Annotated in this window: 11 protein-coding genes and 2 tRNA genes; 2 read left to right on the top strand and 11 right to left on the bottom strand. The window is 43.3% G+C overall.

The window, feature by feature from the left end; genetic code table 11:
* Positions 1–14: 14 nt before the first annotated feature.
* The 8 genes from AB3G73_RS22850 to AB3G73_RS22885 form a co-directional block, all read right to left on the bottom strand.
* Positions 15–3,398 carry a glycoside hydrolase family 2 TIM barrel-domain containing protein gene (locus AB3G73_RS22850; protein ID WP_367745662.1) on the bottom strand — a complete coding sequence of 1,128 codons (3,384 nt, stop codon included), beginning with the start codon at positions 3,396–3,398 and terminating at the stop codon, positions 15–17.
* 30 nt (positions 3,399–3,428) lie between these two features.
* Positions 3,429–4,319 carry a YitT family protein gene (locus AB3G73_RS22855; RefSeq protein ID WP_074560295.1) on the bottom strand — a complete coding sequence of 297 codons (891 nt, stop codon included), beginning with the start codon at positions 4,317–4,319 and terminating at the stop codon, positions 3,429–3,431.
* A 114-nt stretch (positions 4,320–4,433) separates the two neighbouring features.
* A complete protein-coding gene (locus tag AB3G73_RS22860; protein ID WP_074560297.1) occupies positions 4,434–5,843 on the bottom strand; it encodes a Gfo/Idh/MocA family protein in 1,410 nt (469 codons plus the stop codon).
* 307 nt (positions 5,844–6,150) lie between these two features.
* The gene (locus AB3G73_RS22865) at positions 6,151–7,410 is read right to left on the bottom strand and encodes a Gfo/Idh/MocA family oxidoreductase (RefSeq protein WP_320978671.1); all 1,260 of its coding nucleotides are present in this window, start codon (positions 7,408–7,410) and stop codon (positions 6,151–6,153) included.
* Between the two features lie 63 nt (positions 7,411–7,473).
* Positions 7,474–7,546, bottom strand: a tRNA-Gly gene (locus AB3G73_RS22870).
* A 9-nt stretch (positions 7,547–7,555) separates the two neighbouring features.
* A tRNA-Tyr gene (locus AB3G73_RS22875) sits at positions 7,556–7,638 on the bottom strand.
* Between the two features lie 50 nt (positions 7,639–7,688).
* Positions 7,689–8,183, bottom strand: a complete 495-nt coding sequence (ribH, locus tag AB3G73_RS22880; protein ID WP_004301766.1) for a 6,7-dimethyl-8-ribityllumazine synthase — start codon at positions 8,181–8,183, stop codon at positions 7,689–7,691.
* Positions 8,184–8,336: 153 nt separating this feature from the next.
* Positions 8,337–9,020: a tetratricopeptide repeat protein gene (locus AB3G73_RS22885; RefSeq protein ID WP_074638814.1), complete on the bottom strand. Its 684-nt coding sequence runs from the start codon at positions 9,018–9,020 to the stop codon at positions 8,337–8,339.
* Between the two features lie 160 nt (positions 9,021–9,180).
* Here AB3G73_RS22885 and AB3G73_RS22890 point away from each other — a divergent pair, with 160 nt between their 5' ends.
* Both AB3G73_RS22890 and AB3G73_RS22895 read left to right on the top strand, forming a co-directional pair.
* A complete protein-coding gene (locus tag AB3G73_RS22890; protein WP_074638815.1) occupies positions 9,181–10,299 on the top strand; it encodes a DNA replication/repair protein RecF in 1,119 nt (372 codons plus the stop codon).
* Complete coding sequence (locus AB3G73_RS22895; RefSeq protein WP_074638816.1) at positions 10,286–10,573, top strand: DUF721 domain-containing protein; 288 nt, start codon at positions 10,286–10,288, stop codon at positions 10,571–10,573. Before AB3G73_RS22890 ends, AB3G73_RS22895 begins: the two co-directional genes overlap by 14 nt.
* On the opposite strand, the gene AB3G73_RS22900 is transcribed toward AB3G73_RS22895, so the two are convergent.
* Genes AB3G73_RS22900 through AB3G73_RS22910 form a run of 3 tightly spaced genes read right to left on the bottom strand, consistent with a single transcriptional unit; the run spans position 10,560 to position 13,552 of the window.
* Positions 10,560–11,351 (bottom strand): histidinol-phosphatase, encoded by a 792-nt coding sequence (locus AB3G73_RS22900; RefSeq protein ID WP_148364326.1) that lies wholly within the window; start codon positions 11,349–11,351, stop codon positions 10,560–10,562. The genes AB3G73_RS22895 and AB3G73_RS22900 overlap by 14 nt on opposite strands.
* Complete coding sequence (locus tag AB3G73_RS22905; RefSeq protein ID WP_229091884.1) at positions 11,296–11,823, bottom strand: 5-formyltetrahydrofolate cyclo-ligase; 528 nt, start codon at positions 11,821–11,823, stop codon at positions 11,296–11,298. Before AB3G73_RS22905 ends, AB3G73_RS22900 begins: the two co-directional genes overlap by 56 nt.
* Positions 11,801–13,552, bottom strand: coding sequence for a S41 family peptidase (locus tag AB3G73_RS22910; protein WP_148364328.1), 1,752 nt, complete (start codon positions 13,550–13,552; stop codon positions 11,801–11,803). The genes AB3G73_RS22905 and AB3G73_RS22910 overlap by 23 nt, the downstream gene beginning before the upstream one ends.
* Between the last annotated feature and the right edge of the window lie 8 nt (positions 13,553–13,560).

Genomic DNA, 13,560 nt, shown 5'->3' on the forward strand with positions numbered 1-13,560 from the left:
AATTTATACAAAGGTTATCGATAATCATATTTAGCAGCTTCGTTGGCCTGGTTAGCCGAGCGAACGGGCACTAATGTGAAGCCCCACTGGTAATCACGGTTAGCCGGGATTTGGTGGAAAGGTTCCGGGCGAGCGCCCCAACTGTCATATCCGCCTACTCCTTGTTGCTTCATATCCACACAAACTTCAACGAAATCTCTGGGAGTGATGTCGTTGACATGATGCATTCTACGTAATACGTTGCGGGCAGCGTTTTCATCGTGATTGGCAACCTCTTCCGGGCTGAAGTTATTCCATTGGTAAGGGTGGGGCAGAGCTTCTTCAGAGTCAAAGTCTTCGATAGAGTTGCGCAAGGCATTGAATCCGATAAGACTGTCCGCTACCAAAACCAGACCGTTTCCTTTATTAGGAGATAAGGCGATCCAACGGGTATCTGTGTGATGTCCGTTTTCCTGTGGACGCACATAGTTGAAGTACATTTGATCCGCTGTTGTCTTATATACGCCAACGAGCGTTCCGTGATTGCGGTCGATATAATTCTCTTCCGGGCCACGGCCAAAGTATTGTACATTATTCATCTGTGCCGGCAAGCGGAAACGCACCCCGATACGGGGGACTTCCAATTTGGAGGCAGCCTTGCGGGCAGCATCACTTCCGGGGGTAAATGTAGCCATGCGGGTAGCTTCGGAAACTTCTGTTTCTGTAGGCTGCATATCCGTTGATGTGAACTTGGCATTTACGTTGACTATTCCGTTCGGATAGATTTTGTAAGTGACGACATACAAGTTGCCGGCAGCCAATAAGTAGGTCACATTTAAAGAAACTGCTCTATCCTCTGTTGTCATGGTAGCATCCGTTATGCGGAAGTTTTTGCTTGATTGCTTCCATACCTGCAAGCGTTTAGGAGCGCTGTTACCATAATCATTATCATTAGGAGCACGCCAGAAGTTAGGCTGAATACCAAATCCGTCTTTGAAATATTCAGTACCGTCTACTTTATACGAGGTTACTAATCCGCTATTCTTGTTGAATACAAAGTTTACTTTGGAGGAAGAAACGATTAATTCATCTCCTTGGGTTGTTGTTTTCAATGCCGGACCGTTTGCTTTATAAATACTCTTCTCTGCTTGAATAGGAAGTTGGAACTGGTCGTATGCAATTTCATATCCGGTTGGAATCAGCGGTTCAGGCTCTGTGGTTGTTACACTGAAGTTGACAAAATATTCTGTTCCCGGTTGGGTTTTCAGACTATTTACCGGTACGGTGAACTCTTTAGAGGCTTGCGGAGCAATATCCAAAGATACTTTTCCACCTTTTATTGTCTTCCCGTTAGCGAGTATATGGTAGTGAATCTGATACTTTTTCAGGTTAGTGAAATAGAAACGGTTGGTGATTTTGAATATACCGGCTGCGGCATCTACTGCTTCAAAACCTACATTCTGATGTACATATTTCACTTCAGCCATTGCCGGATGCGGACCACGATCCGGATTGACAAGACCGTTGCAGAGGAAGTTACCATCGCTCGGTGCGTCTACCCCGAAGTCACCTCCGTAAGCCCAGTATTCTCTTCCATTTTTATCTTTTTGGAGAAGGCCCTGGTCTACCCAGTCCCAGATATATCCGCCTTGGAGATTCGGATATTTGTAAATTGCCTGCCATTGTCCCCACAGATTTCCGGTGGAGTTTCCCATGGCATGTGCGTACTCGGAAGGGGCTACAGGACGGTCACTACCATTCTTTCCGATATTTTCCAGCCAGTCGGCACCCGGATATTGCGGAACATACATATCGGAATTCCATTCCCATTGAGCACGTTCATAGTTGACCGGACGATTCATCAGGTCTTTGTCAGCCTCTTTCACCCACAGATAAGTCTGATAGAAATTATATCCGTTTCCGGCTTCATTTCCCAGCGACCAGAATGTAACGCTCGGGTAGTTCTTATTACGTTCAAACATATTGATGGTGCGATCCATATGTGGTTTCAGCCATTCGGGGTTGTTTCCCAGTGAACCGCCTTTCCGGAGATCATAATACATTCCGTGGCTTTCCACATTGGCTTCATCATATACATAAAGTCCGTATTCATCACAAAGCTCATAGAAACGGCGGTCTTGCGGATAGTGGCAAAGGCGTACACTGTTTAAGTTATGCTGCTTCATCAATTCGAAGTCACGGCGCATCAAATCCTCTGTTACATAATGACCTGTTGACGGGTTATGTTCGTGGATATTTACCCCTTTCAGTTTCAGAGGCTGACCGTTGATGAATAAGCAGACATATGGTTTTCCGTTAGCAGCTTTCTGTTCGATAGGCTTGATCTCAATCCGGCGGAATCCTACATTGAAAGGAATGATTTCATTGACTTTGCCATTCTCTTTTACTGTCATCAACAGTTTGTATAGATTCGGATGTTCGGAAGTCCATGTGCTGACATTTGTCAGATTCTTATCGAAAGAAAGTGTACGCACTTCGTTCGATGGAATATAGGCTGTCTTCTCTTCAGTAGCTACAACTTTTCCTTGTGCATCCAATAGTTCATAAACTAATGTAAGATTAGTTGCAGCCTTTTCATGATTTCTCAAATCGACATTTAAACTGAAGATTCCATTTTTGTAACTGTCGTCCAGCGTAGACTTAATTCGGAAATCTTTGAGAGCGGCTTTAGGTTGTGAATACAGAAAAACATCGCGTTCAATGCCACTCATACGCCAGAAGTCTTGACATTCAAGATAGGAACCGGTGCTCCAACGGAAGATTTTAACTGTGAGTACGTTCTTTCCCGGCTTCACGTAGTTGTTGATAAGAAATTCTGCCGGATTCTTGGAGTCTTCGCTATATCCTACTTCTTGTCCGTTGATATATACATATACGCCGGACTTAGCTCCTGCCAGATGCAAGTAGATATCCCGCCCGTCCCAGTCTGCCGGAATATCGATGTCCCGGCGATAAACTCCTACCGGATTGGCTTCGGGAAGAGTAGGAGGTTGCGGGTTCCGAGGTTTGAATTCATAACCATGATTGGTGTAGATGGCTATTCCGTGTCCTTGTACTTCCCAGTTTCCGGGCACCTGAATATCATCCCACGAATCTGTATTGGTGTTCGGATCGGTAATGTTGTCGGGAAGCTTTTTATAAGAGTCTACGAAGTAGAATTTCCAGGTTCCGTTCAACAAGCGGTAATACTTGCTTCGTTCGAACTTGCCACTCAAAGCATCAGCGCGATTGTTGTATGTCATAAAAGAAGTACGTGGATACTCTTTGTTGACTTCAACTACCTGCACGTCCTGCCAATAAGGTTTCACGGCTTTCTCAGCCATTGTACTAAGTGTTGTCAGGGAAAATATTCCCATGAAAATGCCTGTTAATAAATTGGGGGTTGGTCGAAATTTCATGTATCTCAATATTGGTTTTTCATTTCTTTTTTATTTTACTTTGATATGATCGAATCCTTCTCCATACACTCCGATGACAGCACTTTGCGATACAAATGCATTCGGGTCTATGTCTTTTATCAACCGGAAGATGATAGGCGATTCCCTTTTCTTGGCTAATACAAACATCATCTTTACTTCTCGTCCTGTATAAAAGCCGGTTGCATTGATAATCGTCACTCCCCGGTGTGGATATTCGTTAATATGCCGTCCTATTTCTTCATATTTGTTAGATATGATAAAGAACTGTACGGATTGGCGGGCGCTATTCACTACCTGGTCGAGAACGAAACTACAAATATAAAGAGTTACAAACCCATACACCACTTTTTCCCAGTCTTTTAAGACAAAATAACTGGAAGAAATGATAATCATATCGCAGATAAGCACGACTCTTCCTAATGTGATGTCCCGGTATTTGTTGATGATGGCTGCAATAATATCTGTACCTCCCGTACTTCCATTGGCCGAAAAGGCAACACCTATGCCGCCTCCACAGAAGGATGCTCCGATGACACATGCCATAAAAGGCTGGTCGTGGAGAAGACCGAAACCTGCCGTCAGTTTTTGAATGACGGACAGAAAGAAGGTGAGAGTAAATACACCGAAAATAGTTTTGATGCAAAACTTTAGTCCCAGCAACTTGAGTGCCAGTAACAGCAAGAAGAGGTTGATGCTGAAGTACGTATATTGTACCGGAAAACCTGTGGCCCAATATACGATAGAAGCAATACCCGGTACTCCCCCGGTGGTGATATCGTTAGGCAACAGAAAAACGGTCCAACCGATACCATACAAAATCATGCCGATGGCAATCATTACATAATCTCTGGCTTCACGGATAATGCTTTGCTTAGAAGGCTTTGGAATAGCTGTTTTCATAAACGTGATAATGATAATCTATAAAATGTTCAAACACGAACCCATGAATAATCCGGCTTTGGGGGAGAAGCCGGATTGGTTCATTATGCTCGTGCTAAAAGGAAATATTCTGTTTTATTTTGCAAAAGCGTGACGGTAGCCTTGTACTTTATTCCATCCACCACGAGTGAAGTCGGGTACTTCTACCGGAGCTGAATTGTTTTCGATAGAAAGTCTGGTAAGTTCAGCCATGCAACACCATTCTGCCAAGTCATAAACGTCCATATCCAATGGCAGTCCATTCTGCAAGCAATATGCCAGGCGGTAGTCCATGATAAAGTCCATACCACCGTGTCCACCTACTTTCTTGGCTGTTTCTTCCAGCTCTATATGAATAGGATCTTTATATTTATCCATCAAGGCTTTCTTTACGTTTTCAGGTACAGAACCATGTGCATTCAGATTCTCATGATTAGGCACATCTTTTGAATCAACTTGTGAAGGTCTCAGGCAATATTCTTCAATCGGATATTTGCTTGCATAACCATCGGCTCCCACTATTTGATACATACGGCTGTATGGGCGTGGAGTCATTACGTTGTGCTGAATCAACATTGTTTTTCCGTTCTCTGTGCGAATCAGGGTAGAAGTCTGGTCACCATTCTGGAAGTCGGTCACTTCTTCTCCTGTTTGTTTCTTAATATAAGCCGGTCCGTTGACAGCTTTCGTATCCATTGATACCAATGTTTTCATGCGGTCACCACGGTGGATATTAAGTACCTGACAAGCAGGACCCATGCCGTGGGTAGCATATACATCGCCACGGTGCAGATGATTATAATCCATTCGCCAGTTATTCCAGTATTCAGGCCAGAAATCTTCCAGATTGTGGATATATGAACCTTCTACATGAAGCACTTCTCCGAATACGCCTTGTTGTGCCATGTTTAAAGAGGTCAGTTCAAAGAAGTCATATACGCAGTTTTCGAGCTGCATACAATGTTTACGGGTCTTTTCGGAAGTATTGATTAGCTGCCAGATTTCATCCAGTGTCATGGCGGCAGGAACTTCGATAGCTACATGTTTGCCATGTTCCATGGCATAAACACCCATTGCTGCATGATGTTTCCAGTCGGTGGCTATGTATACCAGATCAATATCGTCTCGTTCACAAAGTTGCTTCCATGCCTCTTCCGAACCGCTGTAAGAAGCAGCTTCAGGAAGTCCGGCATTCTTCAAAATTTCTTGTGATTTTTCAACACGTTCGGGAAGCAGGTCGCATAATGCTACAATCTTAGTTCCCGGGATATGGGTCCAGCGTGCCACGGCGCCGGGACCACGCATTCCTAATCCGATGAAACCGACACGAACGGTATCAATTTTAGGAGTAACGAGTTGGATTACATCTTCTTGTCCGGCAGGGCGGGCAGGAGTTTCTACTTTGATGGGAGTAAAGGCTTCCGGAGCCTTTGGTTGTTGAGTACAACTGGTGTGCCAAGTTAACAAAGCCAAGCCGATGGCAGTGACTGTAAGTAGTTTCTTCATCATATTTTAAAGTTTTTAATAGGGGTTATTCGCTGTTTTTCATTTACGTGTCAAAAATAGTAATTAATTAGCCAATTATTTGTATTTATAATCGATATTTTCATCAGATAAGTTTCTATTATGAGGTAAAAAAATGAGTCAGGCTTTTTCTACCTGATTTTGTGTAGGCTTATGTGACGTCAAATACATATAAAAGACATGTCATAAAGAGACTCTTCCTAAAAAAAAGTCACCTTTTTAGAATTGCTTAACGTTTACTACTCTTGTTGGGGTAAGCTACCTGCTTCAGCTGTACTTCTGTTGGAACCTAGTATTTGTATTTTTTCCAGGCTCCCCTGGTGAAATCCGGAATTTCTACTGCCATGCTCTTATTCAGTACAGATTTTTCACTTAGTTCTGTGATGCACGACCACTCGGCAGCGTCGTATACATCCATATCCAGTGGAAGCCCGTTGCGCAGACAATGAATAAGGCGGTAATCCATTACATAATTCATCTCATTAGGTAGGCCTCTGCGATGTGCTTCTTCGCCAATGGTTGCGCTAAAAGGATGTTTATAGCGTGCCATCATTTTTTCTAGCAGTTCTCCTTCAAGTGGAGTGTCTCCATTAGGATCCAGGGCGATACAGGGGACAGGGTATTTCTGGGCGAATCCCAGTGTGCCGCATATTGTTTGAAGGCGGCTGTAAGGACGTGGGGTGGATATGGCGTATTGAAGCATGATCGTCTTCCCTTTGAGCGTGTGGATAAGAGTGGTATTTACATCTCCCAATTGATATTTCTGGTGGGCTTCCGGTGAATATTCGCCGAATAGTCTGCGGGCATATTCGCTCATTCCTGCCTGATGAGTAGACATGGAAACGAGATATTCCATTCTGTCGCTGCGATGAATATCCAGTATCTGACAGGCGGGGCCTAACCCATGAGTGGGATAAGGATTGCCTGTATGTTCGATGCTGTATCTTTTTCCCCAATGGTTGTGGTAGCCGCCTTCGCTCTCTTCGGCAAAATACATTGAACGAAGATCGTGAATGTAGGCTCCTTCTACATGCATGATTTCTCCGAACAGTCCTCGTTGGGCCATATTGAGGGTCATTAGTGCAAAAGGATCATAACAACAATTTTCGAGCATGATGCAGTGTCTCCTGGTTTTTTCTGCAGTGTCTACTAACTGCCAACATTCTTCCACGCTCATAGCAGCCGGAACTTCAATGGCTACATGCTTATTGCATTCCATTGCGAAGGTTGCCATTGGAGTGTGCATTAACCAGTCGGTACAGATGAATATTAAATCTGCTTCGTCCGATTCGCACATCTTTTTCCATCCCTCCACTCCAGTATATCCGGTGGCTTCGGAACGGCCGGCTTCTTTTAATAGTTGTTGAGCCTTACTTAAATTTCCTTCTCTTATTTCACAAAGAGCTTTGATTTCTACTCCTTCGATTTGCAGATAACGTTGTAAGGTGAGCAATCCTCGATTGCCCAGTCCTATAATCCCGATGCGGACAGTGGGGATAGGGGGATGTGCTAGCCGGAGTACGTGCGATTGTACCGGAGAATTCTTCATAAGCTTAGCGGACTAAAGTTAAACAAAAAAAAGAGAATCTAATTTCTCAGATTCTCTTTGGAGAGCGGAAGACGGGGCTCAAACCCGCGACCCTCAGCTTGGAAGGCTAATGCTCTATCAACTGAGCTACTTCCGCAATTTTTTGTGGGCAAAGATGGATTCGAACCACCGAAGTCGAAAGACAGCAGATTTACAGTCTGCCCCATTTGGCCACTCTGGTATTTGCCCTTTTTTGCTTTTGAGGAGGTTTGTTTCTCAATTGCGGTGCAAAGATACAACTATTTATTTAAACTCCAAACAAAATCGATCATTTTTATTGCAGTAATTGCACATTCATCTCCTTTGTTACCCAGTTTGCCACCGGCACGATCCTCTGCTTGCTCCATTGTATTTGTGGTAATTAATCCGTAAATAACTGGTATATCGCCAGTTGCGTTTAATTCGGTAATTCCTTGGGTTGCTCCCATGCAAACATAATCAAAATGTGGAGTATCTCCTTTAATTACGCAACCAATTGCAATAATTGCATCAAGATCGCAATTTTCCATCATTTGGTTGGCTCCAAAAGTAAGTTCGAAACTTCCCGGTACAGTTTTCACCAGAATATTTTCGTCTTTTGCTCCATGTTTTTTTAATGTATCGACTGCACCTTTCAGTAAAGCACCGGTAATATTGAAATTCCATTCGGATACGACGATACCAAATTTCATTGCTTCTGCATTCGGAACGGAATTGAAATCATATTCGGATAAGTTATGGTAAGCTGTTGCCATAGTTAATTAAAAGTTGAGGATTATAAAATGGAAATTTGAGAGTATGAGAGATTAAGAAGAAAGGCACGGATTTCACGGATTCCACGGTTTTAATAGATAGTCCGCTTAATCCGGTGTAATCCGTGCCTCGATTCCCTTATATAATAAGGTATATTATTTTTTCATCAATTTAGCTTGCTCGATATATTTGTCGATGTCCATAGCCTGATAAGATTGGAAGTATTTATCCTTGATCTTAGTGTAAGCGTTTACAGCATCGTCATATTTTCCCTGTTTTACCAGGATTTCACCGGCTTGTATCAGGAAGATCGGGCTTAATGTGTTGTTGTCTGCTTTGTCTGCAGCCGACAGTAAAGTAGAAGCCGCTTTGTCTAATTGGCCAAGTTGTGCATAGCAGTTACCTGCAGCACCCAAGATTGCCGGGGCAACCATTTGGTCTTTTCCATTGAAACTGTCCAGCATCTTCACTGCTTCTTCATATTTGCCAAGTTGTGCGTAGCAAATACCAGCATAAGCTTTTGCCAGATTTGCCGCTTTTGTTCCGCTGTAGTCATCGGCAACTTTCAGGAAACCTGCATAACCGATGCTGTCGCCATTCAAAGCCTGCTCAAAAGCATCCTGTTCAAAGTATTCCTGTCCTTTGAAAAGAGCTGCCTGTGCTTTTTCCTCACGTGGTTCAGCATAGAGGTTTTTGTACATGATAAAACCTGCTACAATAATAATCACAGCAACAACACCGCCAATAATTGCGTTTTTGTACTTGATAAGAAATGCTTCCGATTGTGTCAGTGCATCTTCTACGTTCAGATGTTCGTTCTGATTCTTTTGTTCTGCCATTTTATATGATTCTTTTTGTTATTATTCACCGTTTGATATTTCGACTCGCAAAAGTAGTTTTTTTATATCTACAAACGAAATTTAGAAGCATCTTTTTTTGTTTTACACCCGAAAACCACGAAAATCTTGCTACTTTTGTGAACAAATTAACGTGTACACAATGATACTGAAACGAATATCTGTATTAAACTATAAGAATCTGGAAGAGGTAGAACTGGGATTCTCTGCTAAGCTGAATTGCTTTTTCGGACTGAATGGAATGGGAAAGACGAATCTGCTGGATGCGGTGTATTTCTTGTCTTTCTGTAAGAGCTCCGGAAACCCGATTGATTCTCAAAATATTCGTCATGAACAAGACTTTTTCGTGATTCAGGGCTTTTATGAAGCGGAGGACGGAACTCCTGAAGAGATTTATTGTGGGATGAAACGCCGTTCGAAGAAACAATTTAAACGGAACAAGAAAGAATATAGTCGTTTTTCGGACCACATCGGTTTTCTGCCCCTGGTGATGGTTTCACCTGCCGATTCCGAATTGATAGCCGGAGGAAGTGAGGAGCGCCGCCGGTTTATGGATGTAGTGATTTCGCAGTATGATAAGGAATATCTTGAAGCGCTGATACGGTACAATAAAGCATTGGCGCAGCGTAACACATTGTTGAAGAGTGAGTTTCCGGTGGAGGAGGAGCTGTTTCTTGTATGGGAGGAGATGATGGCGCAAGCCGGTGCAATCGTATTCCAGAAGCGTGAAGCGTTTATCCGGGAGTTTATTCCTATTTTCCAATCTTTCTATTCCTTTATTTCGCAAGATAAAGAGGTGGTGGGACTATCTTATGAGTCTCATGCGCGGGATGCTTCTTTGTTGGAAGTGTTGAAGCAAAGCAGGGAGAGGGATAAGATAATGGGATTCTCTTTGCGTGGCATTCATAAAGATGAGTTGAATATGTTGTTGGGTGAATTCCCGATAAAGAAAGAAGGTTCGCAGGGACAGAACAAAACGTATCTGGTAGCATTGAAACTGGCACAGTTTGATTTTTTGAAACGTACCGGTCGGACTGTTCCTTTATTATTACTGGATGATATTTTTGATAAGTTGGATGCTTCCCGTGTAGAGCAAATTGTGAAGCTGGTGGCCGGAGACAATTTCGGGCAGATATTTATAACGGATACGAACCGAGGACATCTCGATCGTATTTTACATAAGGTAGGCAGCGATTATAAAATATTTCGTGTAGAGGAGGGTACAATTCAAGAAACGGAGGCTGAAAATGAAGCGCAATGATGCCGAACAAATAGGAAAACTGATTCAACAGTTTCTTCGTCAGGAGAGTTTGGAATCTCCGCTGAACGAACAAAGGCTGCTGGATGCCTGGCCTCAAATCTTGGGACCGGCGGCGGCTTATACCAGCAATCTTTATATTCGTAATCAGACATTGTATGTGCATCTGACTTCTGCTGCTCTTCGTCAGGAATTGATGATGGGGCGTGAGGTATTGGTACGCACGCTGAATCAGAAAGTCGGGGCTACCGTTATTACAAATATTATTTTTCGTTGAAGAAAGATATTCTGTCTATCACCTTTATGCCTAGCTTCCGGAGTGTTTCGGTTGCACGGTTGTAATAAAAAGGATTTTCCAAATATTGATTGTTATGGGCGTCCACGCCGATGATAGCGGTGCAACCTTCATGGGCGGCTATTTTCCAGAAATCCGGATGAGGAATGGTAGTAATACCATGAATGTCATTATATTCTTCATATCCGATATTATATTCCAACGGTAAGTTTAACCGTACTGCTGTCCGGCAGATATGCCTGCTGACTAGCTTACAATGACGATCGAACTCGGGGTAAGAACGCATAAATAAATCCGGATGGGCAAGGTAGGCAAATAGTCCGCTTTCCATTCCTTCAATAGCACTCTCTTCATAGAGTTCGAGCATGTCTACCGAGTCTGTATTCCGGCCGAAGTAGGGAAACTTCTCATCTGTGTGAAAATGGTGGTTTCCGAAGATGATATAGTCCAGTTTATATTCTTTGATGACTCCTTTTAGCCAGTGTATGTATTCAGGAAAATATTCGCATTCCAATCCTATTTTTATGCTGATTTGATTTTTATATTTCTCTTGCAGCGAACGGATGCTTTCCACATATTCCGCTAATTCTTCGGGAAGCATCCGGATGTCGGATATATAATCAGTGTGGTATTTCCACGGAGTGTGGTCAGAAAAACCTAATTCTTGATAGCCGCCTTTGATGGCACTTAAAACAAATTCTTCGTCACTCCCTGTCGCATGATGGCAGCGGGTGGTATGGGTGTGATAATTCGTCTTCATTGATTGTTATAATTATATCCATGCGGATGTCGAATGATTCCGCCGGAACTTCTTCTACTAATTGAAATGGGAAACAGATTCCTGCTTTGTAGGCTGATGGTATGCGTGGCAGGAGACGGTCATAATATCCTTTTCCCCGTCCCAGACGGTTACCTTTAGCATCGAAAGCTACTCCGGGAACGACGATGAAGTCTATGGCTGCATAGTCTGTGAATATTTCTCCGGTTGGTTCTGCTATACCGTAGATACCGCTGATTGACATGTCTTCCGGTCCGGTGTATATCCGTAGTTCTAAATCATCGCCTACTACTACGGGGAGTAGGATCCGCTTTTCAGTCCTCCATTTTTGAATAAAGGCATGTGTGTCTACTTCGTCATTCAGCGAATGGTATAGTAATACTGTATTTGCCGCCCTGAAAGCCGGATGGGCTTCGAGGGCGGCAAGTATGTTAGCTGATTGCAGCTTTCGCATAGTTGAATCCGCGTGTCGGGTCTTCAGTAATGCTATATGCTTGCGCAGTTCTTTTTTTCTTTCCATCTTTTTTATCCTTCGTCACTTCTTCCTCTTCAACGGCTACCGGAGCTTTTGGGAAAGCTTCTCCTTTTTCAAGTATCTCAATACCTTTAATAACAGTAGCATCTGTCTTGTTGAAGTATTGGAGATAAGCTTCCAATCCAAGCATGTTGTAGATGATGTTGCCGAAGAGGTTCTTTTCCAATAATTTGTATGATTTCTGAATGAGGATGTTTCTTCTTTTCACTCCTTTACTGTCAGCAAAACGGACAAACTGTTCCACCAAACCCTGATGACGAAGATAATTCAGCAATTCTTCCTCTGTTTCGTATTGGCTTAATTTCTTCCGATTGTTGTCGGTGTACTGGAATGTGAACTGAATAGTCAATCCCCGGTTAATAACTGTCGATAGATAAGAAGTGACTCCCGTCGTATCCTGCGGTACGAATATATCCGGCATGATACCACCACCGCCATACACAGTACGTCCCAAGCTGGTATTATAACGTTCGCTCTCATTCTGCTTGATACTATCACGTGAGAAAAATTCTCCATGTTCGTAACGGGTATATAAATCCAGCTCATAGTTACGGTCTTTACCACTTTCGTACGGGCGTTGGATGCAACGTCCGGATGGGGTGTAGTAGCGGGCGATTGTCAGGCGGATAGCCGATCCATCACTGAAATCGATGGGCTGTTGCACAAGTCCCTTACCGAAGGAACGGCGTCCTACAACTGTACCCCGGTCGTTATCTTGAATAGCTCCGGTGAAGATTTCACTGGCAGAAGCAGAACCTTCGTCAATCAATACAACAAGCGGCATTTTCTGACAGCTACCTGTACCGTTAGCAAATTCTTCTGCACGTGGATATTTACGGCCTTGAGTATATACGATCAACTTGCCTTCGGGCAGGAATTCATTAACCATGCGGATGGCTGCTTCCATATATCCTCCGGTATTACCGCGTAGGTCAATGATTAGACCTTTGCATTTTTTATGGTTGAGCTGTGCTAATGCATTCAGCAATTCTACATGACTGGTACGTCCGAATTTACTGACTTTCACATAACCGATATTGTCATTTAACATATAAGCGGCATCTACGGTATTTTGAGGAATGTCTCCACGCGTGATGTTGAAGTGTAATAAGTCCTTTTCTCCTGTTCGTCTGATTCCCAATTTTACTTGTGAGCCTTTCGGACCTTTCAAGGTGCGCATAGCCCGTTCGTTCGTTACTTTCTTGCCGACAAACAAGCTATCGTCTACAGTAACAATGCGGTCGCCCGCCATTAATCCTATCTTTTCAGAAGGACCTCCCTGAACAACAGCATTGACATGAATGGTGTCATTCTGTATGGTAAACTGGATGCCAATTCCGCTGAAGCTGCCTTCCAGCTCAGAGTTGACTTCTTCGAGATTTTGGGCTGGGATATAAGTTGAATGCGGATCCAGTTCGGCTAGAATTTGCGGCATGGCTTTTTCTACCAAATCGGCCATGTTTACGGTGTCGACATATTGATCGTCTACAATGCGTAACAATGCGTTTAGCTTATTGGAGGAACCGTTGATGATACCCAAACGGTTGCCGGCAAAATGCTTGGCATAAAATGTACCGATAAGAATCCCGACTACCACGCTGACTGCTATGATGACAGGTGTGAAACGTGAAGAGTTTTTTGTACTCATGTCTATTC

Origin of the sequence: Bacteroides sp. L008 (assembly GCF_040812255.1) — a bacterium.
GTDB classification, from domain to species: Bacteria; Bacteroidota; Bacteroidia; order Bacteroidales; family Bacteroidaceae; genus Bacteroides; species Bacteroides vicugnae.

Coding starts and splice junctions, on each gene's coding strand:
- AB3G73_RS22910 (WP_148364328.1), bottom strand. CDS start 13,552: ATGAGTACAAAAAACTCTTCACGTTTCACACCTGTCATCATAGCAGTC.
- AB3G73_RS22890 (WP_074638815.1), top strand. CDS start 9,181: ATGATACTGAAACGAATATCTGTATTAAACTATAAGAATCTGGAAGAG.
- AB3G73_RS22865 (WP_320978671.1), bottom strand. CDS start 7,410: ATGAAGAATTCTCCGGTACAATCGCACGTACTCCGGCTAGCACATCCC.
- AB3G73_RS22905 (WP_229091884.1), bottom strand. CDS start 11,823: ATGCGAAAGCTGCAATCAGCTAACATACTTGCCGCCCTCGAAGCCCAT.
- AB3G73_RS22855 (WP_074560295.1), bottom strand. CDS start 4,319: ATGAAAACAGCTATTCCAAAGCCTTCTAAGCAAAGCATTATCCGTGAA.
- AB3G73_RS22860 (WP_074560297.1), bottom strand. CDS start 5,843: ATGAAGAAACTACTTACAGTCACTGCCATCGGCTTGGCTTTGTTAACT.
- ribH (WP_004301766.1), bottom strand. CDS start 8,183: ATGGCAACAGCTTACCATAACTTATCCGAATATGATTTCAATTCCGTT.
- AB3G73_RS22900 (WP_148364326.1), bottom strand. CDS start 11,351: ATGAAGACGAATTATCACACCCATACCACCCGCTGCCATCATGCGACA.
- AB3G73_RS22895 (WP_074638816.1), top strand. CDS start 10,286: ATGAAGCGCAATGATGCCGAACAAATAGGAAAACTGATTCAACAGTTT.
- AB3G73_RS22885 (WP_074638814.1), bottom strand. CDS start 9,020: ATGGCAGAACAAAAGAATCAGAACGAACATCTGAACGTAGAAGATGCA.
- AB3G73_RS22850 (WP_367745662.1), bottom strand. CDS start 3,398: ATGAAATTTCGACCAACCCCCAATTTATTAACAGGCATTTTCATGGGA.